This window comes from Klebsiella terrigena, assembly GCF_012029655.1.
In the GTDB taxonomy this organism is placed as follows: domain Bacteria; phylum Pseudomonadota; class Gammaproteobacteria; order Enterobacterales; family Enterobacteriaceae; genus Klebsiella; species Klebsiella terrigena.
Map to the genome: position 1 here is coordinate 2,268,342 of NZ_CP050508.1, position 17,916 is coordinate 2,286,257.

Below are 17,916 nucleotides of genomic sequence, written 5' to 3' on the forward strand. Positions count from 1 at the left end.
TTTTCAGGCCAGCAGAGGCCGGAATAAAATCTTATTCACGCCACAAAATATGGCACAGCTTGTGATCTTTCTCGCGGCACAGCAGGACGCGGGCGAAGATATCGTTGATTTCGCCACCGTCGGTGTCGGCAAGACCAATCACCACCTCGGCGAAGAAATCCGGGTTGAGATCGAAATCGACGTGCTCTTCCCAGTCCTCTGCCGGGTCAAAGAGCTCGGCGCCGCCGCGCTCTTCAAACTGCAGGTTAAACAGAATGACATCCGCCGGGTCGAGGTTGTCGACCGCCAGCTCGAGAAAGATATCGTAAGCCTGCTCAAGCGTTTCATCTTCGGTCAGGCGATTGTTTAAATCCATATCCATGATAGCTACCCGTTTAACATCTGATTGGCACGTTTTACAGCAACGGACTGAAGAAGTAAAACAGTCGCTCCGCTATCCGCTGCCAGAGCGGACGTTTTAACCATAGGCGGGCGTCGAGCAGGCGCGAGCGGGAGATATAATCATCCTGGACCGCCGCCAGATCGCTGCCAAAACCGGCGTCATCAATCACCAGCGTAATCTCGAAATTGAGCCACAGGCTGCGCATATCGAGATTGACGGTCCCTACCAGACTCAGCTCGCCGTCGACCAGCACGCTTTTAGTGTGCAGCAGCCCGCCTTCAAACTGATAAATTTTCACCCCGGCTGCCAGCAGCTCGGTAAAGAAGGCCCGGCTGGCCCAGCCGACGAGCAGCGAGTCATTCTTGCGCGGCAAAATGATGCTGACATCAACCCCGCGCTGGGCGGCAGTGCAGATAGCGTGCAGCAAATCGTCGCTGGGCACGAAGTAGGGGGTGGTCATGATCAGATGTTCTTTGGCGGAATAGGCGGCGGTCAGCAGCGCCTGGTGAATCAAATCTTCCGGGAAACCTGGGCCCGAGGCGATGGTATGGATGGTATGTCCGCTGGCCTCCTCAAACGGCATAATATTGAGGTCCGGCGGCGGCGGCAGGATCCGTTTACCGGTTTCGATTTCCCAGTCGCAGGAGTAAACGATGCCCATCGCCGTGGCAACCGGGCCCTCCATACGCGCCATCAGATCGATCCACTGGCCCACGCCGGAATCCTGTTTAAAGAAGCGCGGGTCCACCATATTCATACTGCCGGTATAGGCAATATAGTTATCAATCATGACCATTTTGCGGTGCTGACGCAGATCCATCCGGCGCAAAAACACGCGCATCAGATTAACCTTCAGCGCTTCGACCACCTCGATGCCGGCGTTGCGCATCATCGCCGCCCACGGGCTGCGGAAGAAGGCGACGCTGCCGGCGGAGTCAAGCATTAAGCGGCAGTGCACGCCGCGTCTGGCGGCGGCCATTAGCGACTCTGCAACCTTATCGGCCATCCCGCCGGGCTGCCAAATATAAAACACCATCTCGATATTGTGGCGAGCCAGCTGAATATCGCGGATCAGTGCCTGCATGACGTCGTCAGACTCGGTGAGCAGCTGCAGCTGATTGCCCTTGACGCCGGCGATCCCCTGGCGGCGCTCGCAGAGTTGAAACAGCGATTCGGCGACCGGGCTATTATCGTCGGCAAAGATATGCTTGCAGGCCTTGAGATCGTTGAGCCACTTGGCGGTGGAGGGCCACATTGCCCGCGCCCGTTCGGCCCGGCGCTTGCCGAGATGGAGTTCACCAAACGAGAGATAGGCAATAATTCCGACCAGAGGAAGAATATAAATAACCAGCAACCACGCCATTGCTGAAGGGACGGCGCGCCGTTTCATCAATATGCGTAATGTTACACCGGCGATAAGTAACCAGTAACCGAGGATGACTAGCCAGTTCACCACCGTGTAAAAGGTTGTCATAGATGAAAAATCCTTTTGAATGACTCTATTTTATGAGTTTACGCATCAACATCCATCTGGCAAATAAAAACGCAGCGAAAGCGTTGGTCAGCCGGATTCATAGGCCTATAATGCAGGCTGTTTTTCACTTGTAGAGTAGTAGCAATGAAGCGTAGTAGAACGGAAGTAGGGCGCTGGCGCATGCTAAGACAGGTGAGCCGCCGTAAGTCACGCTGGCTGGAGGCCCAATCGCGCCGCAATATGCGCATCCTCGCCATCCGCAAGGAGCTGGTGAAACGACAGCGTCATTCCCTGTTGTTCGTCTTCACTGAGTACTGAGATCGCTAAGTACTGAAATAAAAGGCACCGCATGCGGTGCCTCTGTGTTTTTGACGACGGCTGGCCCTAAAATACCTTTTTGTAAGGCTTCACCGCGACGTTCTGGTACACACCGGCAGCAATATAAGGGTCGTCGTTCGCCCATGACTGCGCGGCTTCCAGTGATTCAAACTCGGCAATAACCGTTGAACCGGTGAACCCCGCAGCGCCAGGTTCGTTGCTGTCTACGGCAGGCATTGGCCCGGCGGTCAGCAGGCGACCTTCATCATGTAGCAGTTGTAAACGCGCCAGGTGGGCGGGACGGACCGACGACCGCTTTTCCAGAGAATCGGCGATGTCTTCAGCGTAGATTACGTAAAGCACGGCAAGGCTCCTTATCAATAAATGGGCGAATCACGTTAAGTGAATCCGGCCTTGACTGCAATGCAAAGATGCTCAGCGGGTTAAAATGCCCGCTGCCGGGCTTTTTTTTAGCGGAAAGACGGCAAATTTTGATGCAAGCCAATAAGGCTTATTGAATATGATTGCTATTTGCATTTAAAATCGGGGCATCATTTTTCAACTGAAACGACTATGAGCGCAATGACCATTGATTTACCTCGCCGCTTCCCGTGGCCGACGCTGCTGTCCGTGACTATCCACGGTGCCGTTGTGGCGGGGTTGCTTTATACCTCGGTACATCAGGTTATTGAACAGCCATCTCCCTCCCAACCGATCGAGATAACCATGGTGGCACCTGCGGATCTCGAGCCTCCTCAGGCGGCACAGCCGGTCGTTGAACCGGTTGTTGAGCCGGAGCCAGAACCCGAACCTGAAGTCGTGCCAGAGCCGCCGAAGGAAGCGCCGGTAGTCATTCATAAGCCTGAGCCGAAACCCAAGCCGAAGCCAAAACCGAAGCCGAAGCCGGAGAAAAAGATCGAGCAGCCGAAGCGGGAGGTTAAGCCTGCGGAAACGCGTCCGGCATCGCCGTTTGAAAATACCAACACTGCGCCAGCGCGTACGCCGCCATCCACATCTACGGCCGCCGCGAAGCCAACGGTTACCGCACCGAGCGGCCCGCGGGCGCTCAGCCGTAACCAGCCAACTTATCCGACTCGCGCCCAGGCGCTGCGTATTGAAGGTGTGGTGCGCGTGAAGTTTGACGTCACGCCGGACGGCCGCCTGGACAACGTCGAGATCCTTTCCGCGCAGCCGGCGAATATGTTTGAGCGTGAAGTGAAAAGCGCCCTGCGTAAGTGGCGCTACGAGCCTGGCAAACCGGGCACCGGCGTGACGATGACCATTAAGTTCCGTCTTAAAGGCGTTGAGATCAACTAACAGCCGTCAATAAGGCCCCTTACGGGGCCTCCTCTGCGAACACATCGTCGAGCGCCTTTTGCGCCGTCACGAGGTGCTGACCGCCGAACAAGATCGCCCGGTTGAAGAGCGTATAGAGTTGGTAAATGGGCTGGCGATCGAGGAACCCGGACGGCAAAGGCGAGACCGACTGATAGCCGTCGTATATTTGCGGCGGCTGCTCAGGATGCAGCGGCAGCATGGCGAGGTCGCACTCGCGGTCTCCCCAGTAGCAGGCTGGATCGAAGATATAGGGTCCGTTCGGCCCCAGCGCGCAGTTGCCGGACCAGAGATCGCCGTGCAGTAAAGAGGCCTGAGGCTGATGGCCGCTGAGGCGCTGCTGCACGTACTCAACAATGGTATCGATATCGCCGAAATGCAGTCCTTTCTCTGCCGCCAGCTCAAGCTGCCAGCCGATGCGCTGCTCGGCAAAGAATGTCGACCAGCGGCGTTGCCAGGCGTTGGGCTGGGGAGTCGTGGAAAGGTCATTATCAAAATCGAGCCCAAACTGCGGCTGATCGCTCCACTGATGCAGATGCGCGATTTGCTGACCGAGCAGAAAAGCGTTATGCGCGTCGAGCGGGCGAGGGGGCAAATACTCCATCACCATAAAGCTGTAGTCGCGGTCGCTGCCGACGGCAAATACCTGCGGTACGTGAACGGTTTTACTCCGCGACAGCAGCTCAAGCTGATCCGCCTCGGCGGTAAAGATAGGCAGTAGCTCACGTTCGTCACATTTCACGAAGTAGTCCTTCCCACCGAAGCGCAGGTGCCATGCTGCGTGGATTTCTCCGCCGGGCAGTTCGTTTCGCAGTTCGATTTCAGCTGCTTCAGTATGCCACTCGCTTAACAAATTGCTGATAGCCTGCCACATGCCGTCTCTCCCCATGTTTTCCACCATTTCATAAGGTTAGCGCATAACCTCGGCGTAAAATTCGAACTGACGCACAACTGACGCTTTCCACCGCGCCAATCGCACTTATTGAGCTTTCAGCCACTGAGAAAATGTGGTTACCGTGACTTCAGCAGGCCGCCCCAGCGCCGTTTCCGCTAATCCCGCGCTCAGGTCCTGCACCTCTTGCGCGCTTTGCGGAGAAACCAGGCCAAAGGTATTGGTTCCCAGCTCGTGAGGTTTTCCCTCGTCGTCATTCAGTACAAGGGTGAAGCCCGCGCGGGTAAGGTGATTGCTTAGCTCGTTAATCTCGGTAAGCGTCTCTTCGTGAAAACGGATCGTCACGACATGGGTTTGAATTTCGGCGCTCATTTTTCACCCCGTTGTTACCCATGGAATTTTGAGCATAGACCATGCTGGTCATTTGGCGACTCCCTCTGCCTGAGCAGAGGGAAGGGATTAGCGATCGCACAAATAGGCGTAAATCTTATGCGTGTTCTCCTGCGAGCAGAGGCGGGTGCCCTGATTGACGGTAGCGGCGCTGCCCGCCGCGACGCCAAAGCGCACCATGTCCTCAAGCCCGGCATCTTCGGCGAGGCGCAGGGTCATCGCGCCCACCATGCTGTCGCCTGCGCCGACGGTGCTTTGGCTTTTCATCGGCGGAGGGACAACCTGCACGCTGCCGCTGCTATCGACACCCAGCGCCCCCTGCGGGCCGAGGGAGACGACGACTCTTCGGGCTTTGCCCGAGCGGATCAGCTCCTGTGCCGCCTGTCGAACGTCGTTCGGCTGGCTAAGATCGCGCTGGACGAGCGCGCTCAGCTCTTTTTGGTTAGGTTTGACGAGCTCAATGTTACCCACCTCAAGCGCGGCGGCGAGCGCTTCTCCGGAGCTGTCGATAATGCAGCGCAGCTGGTGCTGCTGTGCTTTTTTTACCAGCTGGGTCAGGTTTTCAATATCGATCCCCGGCGGCAGGCTGCCGCTGATCACCAGCAGCGAGCCGGGCTCAATCGCCAGCACCTTCTCCTCGAGAAGGCGGAACTCCTGCTGGGTTAGCGCCGCGCCGGGCATCACGAAGCGATACTGTTCGCCGCTGGAATCAACGTGGACGTGCAGATTTTGCCGCGTCCAGTCGCCGGTCTCGACGGTTTCTACGGGGACCTGCTCATCGGCAAGCAGGGCGGTGAGATGTTCCCCGGTTGCGCCGCCGGCGGGGAAAATTGCCGTGGCGTGGCCACCGAGAAAGGTAATTGCGCGGGCGACGTTAATGCCGCCGCCCCCGGGTTCGAAAACCGGTGCGCTGCAGCGTAGTTTACCTTCCGGATAGATCTGCGGGGTCTGGGTGGCGCTGTCGAGCGAAGGAGCCAGAGTAAGCGTATAAATTTTGGTCATCAAATTTCCTCCATGATACGAGTCGGCTGTTCTTTTTTTAAGCATGGCACTTCTTATTGCTAAGGGAAAGCATATGCGGCGGGGATTTGTCGGGAAGAGGCTATTTTCATTATAAAATAAAGATAGTTCCGAGGGCCGTCTTATTCAAAAAATGAAAGAGTAATTGATTGCTATGTTAATCGTGCTTTTTTATAATTTACCGCCTTTCATTGGACCAGCAGCAGCGATCCTCGCGAAAGTTTCCGGGACCATCTGGGTCTCTCTTTTTGTTGTACGGACTCTAAATTAAATGAAGCTTTTGAAGACAGTACCCGCAGCGGCTATGCTGGCGGGGGGGCTATTTGCGTCTGCGTGCGCAATGGCCGACGATTCCGTTTTTACTGTTATGGATGACCCTTCCACTGCCAAAAAACCTTTCGAAGGTGCTGTTAACGCCGGCTATCTGGCGCAGTCCGGAAATACGAAAAGTTCCTCAATGACCGCGGATTCTACGCTCACCTGGTATGGCAATACGACAGCATGGTCGCTGTGGGGCAACGCCAGCAACACCTCGTCTAACGACCAGCGCTCTTCCGAGAAGTACGCGGTCGGCGGCCGTAGCCGTTATAACATGACCGACAGCAACTACCTGTTCGGCCAGGCCAGCTGGCTGACCGACCGCTATAACGGTTACCAGCAGCGCGATGTGCTGACCGCCGGTTACGGTCGTCAGATTCTGAACGGGCCGGTGCATAGCCTGCGTTTTGAATTTGGTCCTGGCGTGCGCTACGACGAATATACCGATGGCGACAATGAGACTCAGCCGCTGGGCTACGCTTCAGGCACCTGGGCATGGCAGATGACCGATAACGCCAAATTCACCCAGGGCGTTTCCGTGTTCGGTTCCGAAGATACCACGCTCAACTCAGAAAGCGCGTTCAACGTCGCTATCAACGCCCACTTTGCGCTGCGTGTTGCCTATAACGTGACCTGGAACTCCCAGCCTCCGTCATCGGCGCCGGAGCACACCGACCGTCGTACGACGCTGTCGCTCGGCTATAAGATGTAATATTTTCAGGCCGGTTATTCCGGCCTGATTGTTTTAAATTTAGCATTAAGTGACATTATTATTTTTGGTCTTTTGTTTTGTTTTTTATAAAAAGAAAATAACCTCCATAATTTCCTCATAATTGATTATCTTGATAAATATTTAACTTTTTTGACACGAATAGCTAAATATTTAGTCGGACAAAAATGTGATCTGGATCTATACTATCCGTCACAGGCAGAGAGGATATCTTTGCTCGAAATCCTTACGTAAATAAGAGAATCATCACTATGAAAAATAGCAAAATCGCAACTGCGGCCGTGATGCTGTGCGCGCTCTCGTTCGGCGCCTTAGCCGCGAATCCAGTCCCACAGCCGGGCAGCAAGGACCATACCCAGGTCGGCATTGCTAAAGCGACCGACGTTGAAGCCGGCTCTAATATTGCCCCGGGATCGCAGTCCACGGGTCAGACAATGGGCGATGCTTTTAATGTTCATAAACTCGTTGCCGGCGAATGGTCCTGATATTTCATTCGTCCGTCGGGCTGTCTCTTATATTTTGAGAAATATAAAGCCGGGTAAAGATGTACCGGTTTGACAGGCATATGTTTGGCTCCGCGTTTTGATTTTGCCCGCTACCCACTACCGCACGTAAGCAATACGGCGCGGGCGCTTATTTTTGTCCTTTTTATCTCAACCCGTCGTTCCTGGCGATCTTTCGCCTCTCCCTCCTTGTTTTATCATTAATAGCAGCCATTTAGTGGGTTGTGACTTTTATCACGCACTAATGATGTGTAAACTAAAGCCCGGTGTTATCAGCAGGCGGCTGCAGGTGAGAACGGTGGGGTTACCCTCGTGCTCATATTTTCGCAGAGTGAAGCGGGAGCTCAGTCTGAACTTGTTGATAATTATGATTATATTGTTTTGTATGTGCTCTTTCGTGCGGGGCACCACTGCAAATAAGGACATGAAATGCCTGTAATTACGCTTCCTGATGGCAGCCAACGCCATTTTGACCACGCGGTTAGCCCGCTTGACGTTGCCCTCGACATCGGCCCTGGCCTGGCGAAAGCCACCATCGCTGGCCGTGTGAACGGCGAGCTGGTTGATGCCTGCGATCCCATCGAAAACGATGCAACGCTCTCTATCATCACCGCTAAAGATGAAGACGGCCTGGAGATTATTCGTCACTCCTGCGCGCATCTGTTAGGTCATGCGATTAAGCAGCTGTGGCCGAACACCAAAATGGCTATCGGCCCGGTTATCGATAACGGCTTCTATTATGACGTTGATATCGATCGTACGCTGACCCAGGAAGACCTCGACGCGCTCGAAAAACGTATGCACGAGCTTGCCGAGAAAAACTACGACGTCATCAAGAAAAAAGTCAGCTGGCATGAAGCGCGTGAAACCTTCGTGCAGCGCGGCGAGACCTATAAAGTGTCGATCCTTGATGAGAATATTGCTCATGATGACAAGCCCGGCTTGTATCATCATGAAGAGTACGTCGACATGTGCCGTGGGCCGCACGTGCCGAACATGCGTTTCTGTCATCATTTCAAACTGATGAAAACCGCTGGCGCCTACTGGCGTGGCGATAGCAACAATAAGATGCTGCAACGTATTTATGGCACCGCGTGGGCGGATAAAAAGGCGCTCAACGCCCATCTGCTGCGCCTGGAAGAAGCATCTAAGCGTGACCACCGTAAGATCGGTAAGCAGCTTGACCTGTATCATATGCAGGAAGAAGCGCCGGGTATGGTATTCTGGCACAACGATGGCTGGACTATCTTCCGTGAACTGGAAACTTTCGTCCGCTCTAAGCTGAAAGAGTACCAGTATCAGGAAGTCAAAGGCCCGTTTATGATGGACCGTGTGCTGTGGGAAAAAACCGGCCACTGGGACAACTACAAAGATGCGATGTTCACCACCTCTTCTGAGAACCGTGAATACTGCATCAAGCCGATGAACTGCCCGGGTCACGTGCAGATCTTTAATCAGGGCCTGAAATCCTACCGCGATCTGCCGCTGCGTATGGCGGAGTTCGGTAGCTGCCATCGTAACGAGCCGTCAGGCGCGCTGCATGGCCTGATGCGCGTTCGTGGTTTTACTCAGGATGACGCGCATATTTTCTGTACTGAAGAGCAGGTGCGTGATGAAGTTAACGCCTGTATTCGTATGGTCTACGATATGTACAGCACCTTTGGCTTCGAAAAAATCGTCGTCAAACTCTCAACTCGTCCGGAAAAACGTATCGGAAGCGACGAGGCCTGGGATCGTGCTGAGGCGGATCTGGCAGTCGCGCTGGAAGAAAACAATATCCCATTTGAGTATCAGCTGGGTGAAGGCGCGTTCTACGGTCCAAAAATTGAATTTACTTTGTATGACTGCCTCGATCGTGCATGGCAGTGCGGAACGGTACAGCTGGACTTCTCTCTGCCGCAGCGTTTAAGCGCCTCTTATGTAGGCGAAAGCAACGAGCGACAGGTACCGGTAATGATTCACCGTGCTATCCTTGGTTCTCTGGAGCGCTTTATTGGCATCCTGACCGAAGAGTTCGCCGGCTTCTTCCCAACCTGGCTTGCGCCAGTGCAGGTCGTGGTCATGAATATTACTGATTCTCAGGCCGATTACGTTAACGAATTGACGCGTAAACTACAAAATGCGGGAATTCGTGTAAAAGCGGACTTGAGAAATGAGAAGATTGGCTTTAAAATCCGCGAGCACACTTTACGTCGTGTCCCGTACATGTTGGTCTGTGGCGACAAAGAAGTCGAAGCCGGTAAAGTAGCCGTGCGTACCCGTCGCGGGAAAGACCTCGGCAGCATGGACGTAAATGAAGTGATCGAAAAGCTGCAACAAGAGATTCGCAGCCGCAGTCTTCAACAACTGGAGGAATAAGGTATTAAAGGCGGAAAACGAGTTCAAACGGCGCGTCCGAATCGTATTAATGGCGAAATTCGCGCGCAAGAAGTTCGCTTAACAGGTCTGGAAGGCGAGCAGCTTGGTATTGTGAGTCTGAGAGAAGCTCTGGAAAAAGCTGAAGAAGCCGGAGTAGACTTAGTCGAAATCAGCCCTAACGCCGAGCCGCCGGTTTGTCGTATCATGGATTACGGCAAATTCCTCTATGAAAAGAGTAAGTCTTCTAAGGAACAGAAGAAAAAACAAAAAGTTATCCAGGTTAAGGAAATTAAATTCCGACCTGGTACCGATGATGGCGACTACCAGGTAAAACTCCGCAGCCTGGTTCGCTTTCTGGAAGAGGGTGATAAAGCTAAGATCACGCTGCGTTTCCGCGGTCGTGAGATGGCTCACCAGCAGATCGGTATGGAAGTGCTTAACCGCGTCCGTGACGATCTGAGTGAACTGGCAGTGGTCGAATCCTTCCCATCGAAGATCGAAGGCCGCCAGATGATCATGGTGCTCGCTCCGAAGAAGAAACAGTAAGGCCTTCAAGTAGCAATTCCTGTGGAGCCTCTGGGCTTCGCAGGGACTGTTCGCCTACGTTTCGTTTATTAACAATGCGAAGTGGAAGTTATTAAAATGCCAAAAATTAAGACCGTACGCGGTGCTGCTAAGCGCTTCAAAAAAACCGGTAAAGGTGGTTTTAAGCACAAGCACGCTAACCTGCGTCACATTCTGACCAAAAAAGCTACCAAGCGTAAACGTCACCTGCGTCCGAAAGCCATGGTTTCCAAAGGCGATCTGGGCCTGGTAATCGCGTGCCTGCCGTACGCATAAGTCGTTAACCCTTTTAACTTTTTAATTAGAATAGATACAGGAGAGCACATATGGCTCGCGTAAAACGTGGTGTAGTTGCCCGTGCACGTCACAAGAAAATTTTGAAACAAGCTAAAGGCTACTACGGTGCGCGTTCTCGCGTATACCGCGTTGCCTTCCAGGCTGTTATCAAAGCAGGTCAGTACGCTTATCGTGACCGTCGTCAGAAAAAGCGTCAGTTCCGTCAACTGTGGATTGCGCGTATCAACGCAGCAGCACGTCAGAACGGTATTTCTTACAGCAAATTCATCAACGGCCTGAAAAAAGCCTCTGTTGAAATCGACCGTAAGATCCTGGCTGACATCGCAGTATTCGACAAATTAGCGTTCACCGCTCTGGTCGAAAAAGCGAAAGCAGCTCTGGCATAAGCCAGTTGAAAGAGGGAGCTTGTCTCCCTCTTTTTGTTTCAACTCTATCAATACATTGACTTTTATTGCTGTAAGCTTTTCAATACAGGTCTTACGTTTCGTGCCAGACAAGGTAATGCAAGCATGAATGCTGCTATTTTCCGCTTCTTTTTTTACTTTAGCACCTGAACTCAGGAGGCTAGCGCGTGAGAAAAGAAACGAAAAACAGCGCCAGAAAGCCTCCCACCGTGGAGGCTTTTTTCGTATATGAACTGGCTCGTTCTATTTCAAGCTGCAGGTGCATGGCTTAATGCGCGTCATCCCGCTGGTATCTCCGTGCTGGATAACGGCTTGACCCGCTGCCTGCGACTCGAAATAGTCAGAGCAAAATAATGACCATAACCGGTGTCTGCACCGACATAATGAGGAAAACCATGTCACATCTCGCAGAGCTGGTTGCCAGTGCGAAGGCAGCCATTAATGAGGCATCAGATGTTGCCGCGCTGGACAACGTCCGCGTGGAATACCTGGGAAAGAAAGGGCATCTGACCCTTCAGATGACGACCCTGCGTGAGCTGCCGCCAGAAGAGCGCCCGGCTGCAGGCGCGGTGATCAACGAAGCCAAAGAGCAGGTCCAGCAGGCGCTCAACGCGCGTAAAGCCGATCTGGAAGGCGCCGCGCTGAATGCGCGTCTGGCCGCTGAGACCATTGACGTCTCGCTGCCGGGGCGTCGGGTCGAAAACGGCGGCCTGCATCCGGTTACCCGCACTATTGACCGCATCGAAAACTTCTTCGGCGAGCTCGGCTTTACGGTGGCAACCGGTCCGGAGATCGAAGATGACTACCATAACTTCGATGCGCTGAATATCCCGGGCCACCACCCGGCGCGCGCTGACCACGATACCTTCTGGTTTGATGCCACTCGCCTGCTGCGTACCCAGACTTCCGGCGTACAGATCCGTACCATGGAACATCAGCAGCCGCCGATTCGTATTATCGCTCCTGGCCGCGTTTATCGTAACGATTACGATCAGACCCATACCCCGATGTTCCATCAGATGGAAGGCCTGATTGTTGATAAGAATATTAACTTCACCAACCTGAAAGGGACGCTGCACGACTTCCTGCGTAACTTCTTTGAAGAAGATCTGCAAATTCGTTTCCGTCCGTCCTACTTCCCGTTTACCGAACCCTCTGCTGAAGTTGACGTCATGGGTAAAAACGGCAAGTGGCTGGAAGTGCTCGGCTGCGGCATGGTGCACCCGAACGTTCTGCGCAATGTCGGCATCGACCCGGAAGTCTATTCCGGCTTCGCCTTTGGTATGGGCATGGAGCGTCTGACCATGCTGCGCTATGGCGTAACCGACCTACGCGCGTTCTTCGAAAACGATCTGCGTTTCCTCAAACAGTTTAAATAAGGGCAGGACAGAACAATGAAATTCAGTGAACTGTGGTTACGCGAATGGGTTAATCCGGCGATCGACAGCGAAGCCCTGGCGAATCAGATTACGATGGCCGGCCTCGAAGTTGACGGCGTTGAGCCGGTTGCCGGCAGCTTCAACGGCGTCGTCGTCGGTGAAGTCGTCGAGTGCGGCCAGCACCCGAACGCTGACAAGCTGCGGGTGACCAAAATTAACGTCGGCGGCGAACGCCTGCTGGATATCGTGTGCGGCGCGCCGAACTGCCGCCAGGGTCTGAAGGTTGCGGTTGCTACTATCGGCGCCGTACTGCCGGGCGACTTCAAAATTAAAGCGGCAAAACTGCGCGGCGAGCCTTCCGAAGGGATGCTGTGTTCGTTTTCCGAGCTGGGTGTTTCCGACGATCACAGCGGAATTATCGAACTGCCGGCAGATGCGCCGATTGGTACCGATATCCGTGAATATCTGAAGTTTGACGATAACACCATCGAAATCAGCGTGACGCCGAACCGTGCCGACTGTTTAGGTATCATCGGCGTCGCTCGCGACGTGGCGGTACTGAATAAAGAGCCGCTGAACGCGCCGGAAATCACGCCGGTTGCGGCGACGATTACCGATACGCTGCCGATCACCGTTGAGGCGCCGGACGCGTGCCCGCGCTACCTGGGCCGCGTTGTTAAAGGCATCAACGTTAAAGCGCCCACTCCGCTGTGGATGAAAGAGAAGCTGCGCCGCTGCGGCATCCGCTCTATCGACGCGGTGGTGGATGTCACCAACTACGTTCTCCTCGAACTCGGCCAGCCGATGCACGCCTTTGACCGCGATCGCATCGAAGGCGGCATCGTGGTGCGGATGGCGAAAGAGGGCGAAACGCTGGTGCTGCTGGATGGTTCCGAAGCCAGGCTCGACGCTGACACCCTGGTTATCGCAGACCACCAGAAGGCGCTGGCGATGGGCGGCATCTTTGGCGGCGAGCACTCCGGCGTGAACGACGAAACGCAGAACGTGCTGCTGGAGTGCGCATTCTTCAGCCCGCTGTCTATCACCGGTCGCGCGCGCCGTCACGGCCTGCACACCGATGCCTCCCACCGCTATGAGCGTGGGGTCGACCCGGCGCTGCAGCACAAGGCCCTGGAGCGTGCAACCCGCCTGCTGATCGATATCTGCGGCGGCGAAGCCGGCCCGGTGATCGACGTGACTAACGACGCAACCCTGCCGAAGGCGGCAACCATTATCCTGCGCCGTAGCAAGCTGGATCGCCTGATTGGTCATCACATTGATGATGCTCAGGTTAGCGATATTCTTAGCCGCCTGGGTTGTGAAGTGACCGCGGGCGAAGGCCAGTGGCAGGCCGTCGCGCCGAGCTGGCGTTTTGATATTGCGATCGAAGAAGATCTGGTTGAAGAAGTTGCCCGCGTATACGGCTATAACAACATTCCTGACGAACCGGTCCAGGCTGGCCTGATTATGGGCACCCACCGCGAGGCGAACCTGTCGCTTAAGCGCGTGAAAACCCTGCTCATCGACAAAGGCTATCAGGAAGTTATTACCTATAGCTTCGTTGACCCGAAAGTACAGCAGCTGATTCACCCGGGTGAAGAGGCGCTGATCCTGCCAAGCCCAATCTCCAGCGAAATGTCGGCGATGCGCCTGTCGCTGCTGACCGGCCTGCTGGGCACCGTGGTGTATAACCAGAATCGTCAGCAGAGCCGCGTGCGCATCTTTGAGAGCGGTTTACGCTTTGTTCCTGATACCGAGGCTCCGCTGGGGATCCGTCAGGACGTGATGCTGGCCGGCGTAATTTGCGGCAATCGCGTTGATGAGCACTGGAACCTGGCAAAAGAGTCCGTCGATTTCTATGATTTAAAAGGCGATCTGGAGTCCGTTCTCGACCTGACCGGTAAATTATCCGCCATCGAATTCCGCGCAGAAGCGAACGCCGCGCTGCATCCGGGACAGTCGGCAGCGATTTATCTGAAAGGTGAACGCATTGGTTTCATTGGGGTTGTTCATCCTGAGCTGGAACGTAAACTGGATCTGAACGGTCGCACTTTGGCGTTTGAGCTGGAGTGGAACAAGCTTGCAGACCGCGTGGTTCCTCAGGCGCGCGAGATTTCTCGTTTCCCGGCTAACCGTCGCGACATCGCGGTCGTCGTCGCTGAAAACGTACCCGCAGCTGATGTTTTGACCGAGTGTAAGAAAGTTGGCGTAAATCAGGTAGTTGGCGTAAACTTATTTGACGTGTACCGCGGTAAAGGCGTTGCAGAAGGCAGTAAGAGCCTTGCAATCAGCCTAATCCTTCAGGATACCAGCCGTACACTCGAAGAAGAGGAGATTGCCGCTACCGTCGCCAAATGTGTAGAGGCATTAAAAGAGCGATTCCAGGCCTCATTGAGGGATTGAACCTATGGCGCTTACAAAAGCTGAAATGTCAGAATATCTGTTTGATAAGCTTGGGCTTAGCAAGCGGGATGCCAAAGAACTGGTAGAGTTGTTTTTCGAAGAGGTTCGTCGTGCTTTGGAAAACGGAGAACAGGTAAAACTCTCCGGGTTCGGCAACTTCGATTTGCGTGATAAAAACCAGCGCCCGGGTCGTAACCCGAAAACGGGGGAAGATATTCCGATTACAGCCCGGCGCGTGGTGACCTTCAGACCCGGCCAGAAACTTAAAAGCCGCGTCGAAAACGCTTCGCCCAGAGACAAATAATCTGAACTAACTAAAAAGGCCGCTGATGCGGCCTTTTTTCTTTTCATTTTCAGGATCAGGCTTTTACGGCAGTGACCATCACTTCGACGAGAATATCCGGGCGCGCCATCTCTGCCTGGACGGCCGCGCGTGCCGGGCTGTGGCCTTCCGGCAGCCAGGCAACCCAGGCTTCGTTAAAACCGGCAAAATCGCGGGCCATATTTTTCAGCCACACCTGCGCGGAAAGAATGTGGCCGTTGTCGCTACCGGCTGCCGCCAGCAGAGCGTCGATTTTCTCTAAGACTTCCCGCGTCTGCTGCATAATATCCTCCTCGCTGCTTTTCGGCGTTTGCCCCGATAAAAAGATCAGGTTGCCATATTCGACGCTGGCGGAAAGACGCGGCTGCGGATTGTTACGGATAATGTTCATGCTGATTTTTTCCATGTCAGGCCATCTAAAGCGATGGCGGAGTTTTCGCTATCGAGCAGGGCGCCGAGCACCGCCGCGCTGCCGGCGGCGAGGGTGAAACCCAGGCTGCCCTGGCCGAGGTTCATCCACAGGTTTTGGTAGCCGGCACGTCCCAGCAGCGGAGGGCCGGCTGGCGTAGAAGGGCGCATACCGCTCCAGACCTGCGCATCCTCAATGCCCTGGAGCTCGGGGAAGCTGCCGGCAACAATTTTTTTCAACGCCGCAATACGCTCAGGACGCAGTCCGTCACCGTCGTAGCCGATATCAACCATCGCGGCGATACGCAGCTGCTCTCCGAGCCGGGCATAGACAATTTTGTGTCCATAGTCGGTGACGCTGATATCCGGCGCGATCCCGGCCTGGGCAGGATAGGGCAGCGTCAGGCTGTAGCCTTTCAGGCCGCAAAGCGGCACGTGAATTCCGGTGCCAGCCAGTAACGGGCTGCTGCCATTGCCGGCGGCAACCACAAAATCATCGCCGACAATCGTTCCCCGGCTGGTTTCCGCCGAGTGAATACGACCGCCTTTTTTATTCAGACGGCGAACATCACAGTCGCTAGTGAGGGTAAAGCCGGCGCTGGCGTTGAGTTTCTCCAGCAGCGCCAGGCAAAACTGATGGCAGTCAGCGGTTTCGTCGCCGGGCGAATAAATACCGCCGCAGAGCGAGGCGCGGATATGCTTGAGCGCGGGTTCAAGTTCGATACACTCGGCTCCGCTCAGGGAGCGCTGATATTGCGGATTGATCCCTGTTTCCGCTTTATTCAGATCGTACTCCCGGCGATGGACGACTAATTTCCCGCAGCGTCGCCAGTGAAAGTCGCTCAGATTATCCTCATTCAACCACGCCTGCATAACCTGACGGCTGAACAGCGACAGGCGAAGAATATGATCGCCGTTAACCTTATTGGTCCGGCTGTTGCAAGCGCGCAGGAACTGCAGCAGCCAGCGCCACTGGTCTGGCGACATCCGCAGGCGCATATTGAGCGGCGAGTCGCTCCTGCCCATCCACTTTATTCCCTGTAGCGGCACGCCGCGGTCGGCCAGCGGCGCGACGTAGCGGTAGCTAAGCTGGCCGCCGTTAGCAAAGCTCGTCGCCAGGCCAGGGGTCGCATTGCGCTCCAGCAGCTGGACCTCGTGGCCGCGCTTAATGAATACGTAGGCCGTCGCCAGCCCGATAACGCCGCCACCGATAATAACAATGCGCTTTTTCATAACCTGAGATATCCACCGCTGATAAATGCAATGGCGTTATGTCAAAGCATTTACCCCTGCGGCGCAATTGACTTTTTATTTTCAGGGTATAACCCCAGGTTAATTTCCTGCAGCTGTTTACGCAGCTGCCGGCAGATAAAATCGACAAATTTATGCGTAATCGGACTCAGGGAAACATCCGCCCGACGCAGCAGGCAGAGAGGGATCGTCATCGGCGGCGAAATAGGGTGGATCATCGTCGGGGTCAGGTTATGACGCGCGGAAAAAATATCGGTAATGCTGCAGCCCATGCCGCGTTTAACAAATTCAGTTGCCATGTAATAGGTCTGAACGTTGAGGCGGGTCGTCGAGAAGTCGCGACGGGTGGCAATGGCGGCCGACAGCGAGTGGGGGCCGGGAGAGATCCAGCGCTGCTGGTCTATCTCATCAATCGCTACCACGCCCTGGCGGTAGTCACGGTCGATGTAGACCAGCGGCACTTCGGCAATGGTGGTGGTGATGATTTCGCCCTGCTGAACCGGCTGGAGCGTCAGCGCCAGATCGATCTCGCGCAGATCCAGTTTCTTGACCAATGTCTCAGTATGTTCCGTGGTCAGGGTCATCACCAGATTCGCGTTTTGCTGATAGAAGTCGGTCACCATTTCCGGCACCAGGCTCAGCCCGAGGCTGGGTAAACAGCCGAGGCTAATTTTCGCCCGCGGGTCGCGCGCCAGGTTGTCGGCAAGCAGGCGCAGATTATCCAGATCCTGGTAGATATTCTGCGCCTTCTCGAACAGCGTCAGCGCTTCGCTGCTCGGCAGCAGCTTGCCGCGAACGCGCTGAAAGAGTTTAAAACCCAGCTTCATTTCGGCGTTTTTGAGCGCCTTACTGGCCGCCGGTTGAGAGATATTCAGCGACTCCGCTGCTCGTGAAAGGGTGCCGCAGGTCATCACGGCGTGGAAGATTTCCAGGTGACGCAGTTTCATCAGGGGTTAACTCAGGGTTATAGGGGCCAGATAAAAATTCATTTTCTAATAACAATAAATTAACATAAATTCAATTCACAATCAGCGTTCTGTTTACTTATTGCGCTTTTTGCCCCGCCGGCAGGCGGATAATCCGATTCTCAGAACAATACCTGTTGTCCCTACGCAAACCCTCAGGCCTTCGCGCCAACAATTATAACGAGGGGGATATTTTCTGAGCT

21 protein-coding genes and 1 other annotated feature are annotated in these 17,916 nt (G+C 54.6%); of the genes, 12 read left to right on the forward strand and 9 right to left on the reverse strand.

Features of this window, described 5'->3' with window-relative positions:
• Window positions 1–31: 31 nt before the first annotated feature.
• Together HCK03_RS10640 and cls are read right to left on the reverse strand one after the other, a co-directional pair.
• Window positions 32–361 carry an HI1450 family dsDNA-mimic protein gene (locus tag HCK03_RS10640; RefSeq protein WP_041146064.1) on the reverse strand — a complete coding sequence of 110 codons (330 nt, stop codon included), beginning with the start codon at window positions 359–361 and terminating at the stop codon, window positions 32–34.
• 34 nt (window positions 362–395) lie between these two features.
• Window positions 396–1,856: a cardiolipin synthase gene (cls, locus tag HCK03_RS10645; RefSeq protein WP_076947651.1), complete on the reverse strand. Its 1,461-nt coding sequence runs from the start codon at window positions 1,854–1,856 to the stop codon at window positions 396–398.
• A 144-nt stretch (window positions 1,857–2,000) separates the two neighbouring features.
• Here cls and HCK03_RS10650 point away from each other — a divergent pair, with 144 nt between their 5' ends.
• Window positions 2,001–2,174, forward strand: coding sequence for a YciY family protein (locus HCK03_RS10650; RefSeq protein WP_095102028.1), 174 nt, complete (start codon window positions 2,001–2,003; stop codon window positions 2,172–2,174).
• Between the two features lie 66 nt (window positions 2,175–2,240).
• Here the strand turns inward: HCK03_RS10650 and HCK03_RS10655 are convergent, their stop codons facing one another.
• Window positions 2,241–2,537, reverse strand: coding sequence for a YciI family protein (locus HCK03_RS10655; protein WP_041146062.1), 297 nt, complete (start codon window positions 2,535–2,537; stop codon window positions 2,241–2,243).
• Window positions 2,538–2,747: 210 nt separating this feature from the next.
• Here HCK03_RS10655 and tonB point away from each other — a divergent pair, with 210 nt between their 5' ends.
• On the forward strand, window positions 2,748–3,491 hold the full coding sequence (gene tonB / locus HCK03_RS10660; protein ID WP_041146061.1) for a TonB system transport protein TonB: 744 nt from the start codon (window positions 2,748–2,750) through the stop codon (window positions 3,489–3,491).
• 19 nt (window positions 3,492–3,510) lie between these two features.
• Here the strand turns inward: tonB and HCK03_RS10665 are convergent, their stop codons facing one another.
• The 3 genes from HCK03_RS10665 to pfkB all read right to left on the reverse strand — a co-directional run bounded on the left by HCK03_RS10665 (window position 3,511) and on the right by pfkB (window position 5,793).
• A complete protein-coding gene (locus tag HCK03_RS10665; protein WP_041146060.1) occupies window positions 3,511–4,383 on the reverse strand; it encodes a fructosamine kinase family protein in 873 nt (290 codons plus the stop codon).
• 105 nt (window positions 4,384–4,488) lie between these two features.
• A complete protein-coding gene (gene ghoS / locus HCK03_RS10670) occupies window positions 4,489–4,773 on the reverse strand; it encodes a type V toxin-antitoxin system endoribonuclease antitoxin GhoS (RefSeq protein WP_041146059.1) in 285 nt (94 codons plus the stop codon).
• 87 nt (window positions 4,774–4,860) lie between these two features.
• On the reverse strand, window positions 4,861–5,793 hold the full coding sequence (gene pfkB, locus HCK03_RS10675) for a 6-phosphofructokinase II (protein ID WP_041146058.1): 933 nt from the start codon (window positions 5,791–5,793) through the stop codon (window positions 4,861–4,863).
• A gap of 289 nt (window positions 5,794–6,082) precedes the next feature.
• On the opposite strand from pfkB, the gene HCK03_RS10680 reads away from it, so the two are divergent.
• From HCK03_RS10680 to ihfA, 10 genes are all read left to right on the forward strand, one after another.
• Window positions 6,083–6,841 carry a DUF481 domain-containing protein gene (locus tag HCK03_RS10680; protein ID WP_041146057.1) on the forward strand — a complete coding sequence of 253 codons (759 nt, stop codon included), beginning with the start codon at window positions 6,083–6,085 and terminating at the stop codon, window positions 6,839–6,841.
• Between the two features lie 269 nt (window positions 6,842–7,110).
• A complete protein-coding gene (locus HCK03_RS10685; RefSeq protein WP_041146056.1) occupies window positions 7,111–7,344 on the forward strand; it encodes a YdgH/BhsA/McbA family protein in 234 nt (77 codons plus the stop codon).
• Window positions 7,345–7,791: 447 nt separating this feature from the next.
• The gene (gene thrS / locus HCK03_RS10690; RefSeq protein ID WP_041146055.1) at window positions 7,792–9,720 is read left to right on the forward strand and encodes a threonine--tRNA ligase; all 1,929 of its coding nucleotides are present in this window, start codon (window positions 7,792–7,794) and stop codon (window positions 9,718–9,720) included.
• 3 nt (window positions 9,721–9,723) lie between these two features.
• Window positions 9,724–10,266, forward strand: a complete 543-nt coding sequence (infC, locus tag HCK03_RS10695; protein ID WP_049267827.1) for a translation initiation factor IF-3 — start codon at window positions 9,724–9,726, stop codon at window positions 10,264–10,266.
• Window positions 10,267–10,362: 96 nt separating this feature from the next.
• Complete coding sequence (gene rpmI, locus HCK03_RS10700; protein WP_001124225.1) at window positions 10,363–10,560, forward strand: 50S ribosomal protein L35; 198 nt, start codon at window positions 10,363–10,365, stop codon at window positions 10,558–10,560.
• A gap of 50 nt (window positions 10,561–10,610) precedes the next feature.
• Window positions 10,611–10,967, forward strand: a complete 357-nt coding sequence (gene rplT, locus HCK03_RS10705) for a 50S ribosomal protein L20 (RefSeq protein ID WP_004102963.1) — start codon at window positions 10,611–10,613, stop codon at window positions 10,965–10,967.
• Window positions 10,968–11,085: 118 nt separating this feature from the next.
• Window positions 11,086–11,211, forward strand: a sequence feature (Phe leader region).
• Window positions 11,091–11,135 carry a pheST operon leader peptide PheM gene (gene pheM / locus HCK03_RS26235; protein WP_001386830.1) on the forward strand — a complete coding sequence of 15 codons (45 nt, stop codon included), beginning with the start codon at window positions 11,091–11,093 and terminating at the stop codon, window positions 11,133–11,135. Its footprint overlaps the feature before it by 45 nt.
• 169 nt (window positions 11,212–11,380) lie before the next feature.
• The gene (gene pheS, locus HCK03_RS10715) at window positions 11,381–12,364 is read left to right on the forward strand and encodes a phenylalanine--tRNA ligase subunit alpha (RefSeq protein WP_041146054.1); all 984 of its coding nucleotides are present in this window, start codon (window positions 11,381–11,383) and stop codon (window positions 12,362–12,364) included.
• Window positions 12,365–12,379: 15 nt separating this feature from the next.
• Window positions 12,380–14,767 (forward strand): phenylalanine--tRNA ligase subunit beta, encoded by a 2,388-nt coding sequence (pheT, locus tag HCK03_RS10720; RefSeq protein WP_115192442.1) that lies wholly within the window; start codon window positions 12,380–12,382, stop codon window positions 14,765–14,767.
• Between the two features lie 4 nt (window positions 14,768–14,771).
• A complete protein-coding gene (ihfA, locus tag HCK03_RS10725) occupies window positions 14,772–15,071 on the forward strand; it encodes an integration host factor subunit alpha (protein WP_004102960.1) in 300 nt (99 codons plus the stop codon).
• 55 nt (window positions 15,072–15,126) lie between these two features.
• On the opposite strand, the gene HCK03_RS10730 is transcribed toward ihfA, so the two are convergent.
• Genes HCK03_RS10730 through HCK03_RS10740 form a run of 3 tightly spaced genes read right to left on the reverse strand, consistent with a single transcriptional unit; the run spans window position 15,127 to window position 17,695 of the window.
• Window positions 15,127–15,480, reverse strand: coding sequence for a RidA family protein (locus HCK03_RS10730; protein ID WP_123551559.1), 354 nt, complete (start codon window positions 15,478–15,480; stop codon window positions 15,127–15,129).
• Window positions 15,477–16,730: a D-amino acid dehydrogenase gene (locus HCK03_RS10735; protein ID WP_167691543.1), complete on the reverse strand. Its 1,254-nt coding sequence runs from the start codon at window positions 16,728–16,730 to the stop codon at window positions 15,477–15,479. Before HCK03_RS10735 ends, HCK03_RS10730 begins: the two co-directional genes overlap by 4 nt.
• Window positions 16,731–16,780: 50 nt before the next feature.
• On the reverse strand, window positions 16,781–17,695 hold the full coding sequence (locus HCK03_RS10740; protein ID WP_167691544.1) for an HTH-type transcriptional regulator AdmX: 915 nt from the start codon (window positions 17,693–17,695) through the stop codon (window positions 16,781–16,783).
• Window positions 17,696–17,916: the final 221 nt, after the last annotated feature.

Excerpts from the sequence above, each read along its gene's own strand:
- ihfA (WP_004102960.1), top strand. The coding sequence starts at position 14,772 with ATGGCGCTTACAAAAGCTGAAATGTCAGAATATCTGTTTGATAAGCTT.
- cls (WP_076947651.1), bottom strand. The coding sequence starts at position 1,856 with ATGACAACCTTTTACACGGTGGTGAACTGGCTAGTCATCCTCGGTTAC.
- pheT (WP_115192442.1), top strand. The coding sequence starts at position 12,380 with ATGAAATTCAGTGAACTGTGGTTACGCGAATGGGTTAATCCGGCGATC.
- HCK03_RS10640 (WP_041146064.1), bottom strand. The coding sequence starts at position 361 with ATGGATATGGATTTAAACAATCGCCTGACCGAAGATGAAACGCTTGAG.
- HCK03_RS10740 (WP_167691544.1), bottom strand. The coding sequence starts at position 17,695 with ATGAAACTGCGTCACCTGGAAATCTTCCACGCCGTGATGACCTGCGGC.
- rplT (WP_004102963.1), top strand. The coding sequence starts at position 10,611 with ATGGCTCGCGTAAAACGTGGTGTAGTTGCCCGTGCACGTCACAAGAAA.
- HCK03_RS10680 (WP_041146057.1), top strand. The coding sequence starts at position 6,083 with ATGAAGCTTTTGAAGACAGTACCCGCAGCGGCTATGCTGGCGGGGGGG.
- HCK03_RS10665 (WP_041146060.1), bottom strand. The coding sequence starts at position 4,383 with ATGTGGCAGGCTATCAGCAATTTGTTAAGCGAGTGGCATACTGAAGCA.
- tonB (WP_041146061.1), top strand. The coding sequence starts at position 2,748 with ATGAGCGCAATGACCATTGATTTACCTCGCCGCTTCCCGTGGCCGACG.
- HCK03_RS10685 (WP_041146056.1), top strand. The coding sequence starts at position 7,111 with ATGAAAAATAGCAAAATCGCAACTGCGGCCGTGATGCTGTGCGCGCTC.
- thrS (WP_041146055.1), top strand. The coding sequence starts at position 7,792 with ATGCCTGTAATTACGCTTCCTGATGGCAGCCAACGCCATTTTGACCAC.
- HCK03_RS10650 (WP_095102028.1), top strand. The coding sequence starts at position 2,001 with ATGAAGCGTAGTAGAACGGAAGTAGGGCGCTGGCGCATGCTAAGACAG.
- ghoS (WP_041146059.1), bottom strand. The coding sequence starts at position 4,773 with ATGAGCGCCGAAATTCAAACCCATGTCGTGACGATCCGTTTTCACGAA.
- rpmI (WP_001124225.1), top strand. The coding sequence starts at position 10,363 with ATGCCAAAAATTAAGACCGTACGCGGTGCTGCTAAGCGCTTCAAAAAA.
- HCK03_RS10730 (WP_123551559.1), bottom strand. The coding sequence starts at position 15,480 with ATGAACATTATCCGTAACAATCCGCAGCCGCGTCTTTCCGCCAGCGTC.
- pheS (WP_041146054.1), top strand. The coding sequence starts at position 11,381 with ATGTCACATCTCGCAGAGCTGGTTGCCAGTGCGAAGGCAGCCATTAAT.
- pfkB (WP_041146058.1), bottom strand. The coding sequence starts at position 5,793 with ATGACCAAAATTTATACGCTTACTCTGGCTCCTTCGCTCGACAGCGCC.
- HCK03_RS10735 (WP_167691543.1), bottom strand. The coding sequence starts at position 16,730 with ATGAAAAAGCGCATTGTTATTATCGGTGGCGGCGTTATCGGGCTGGCG.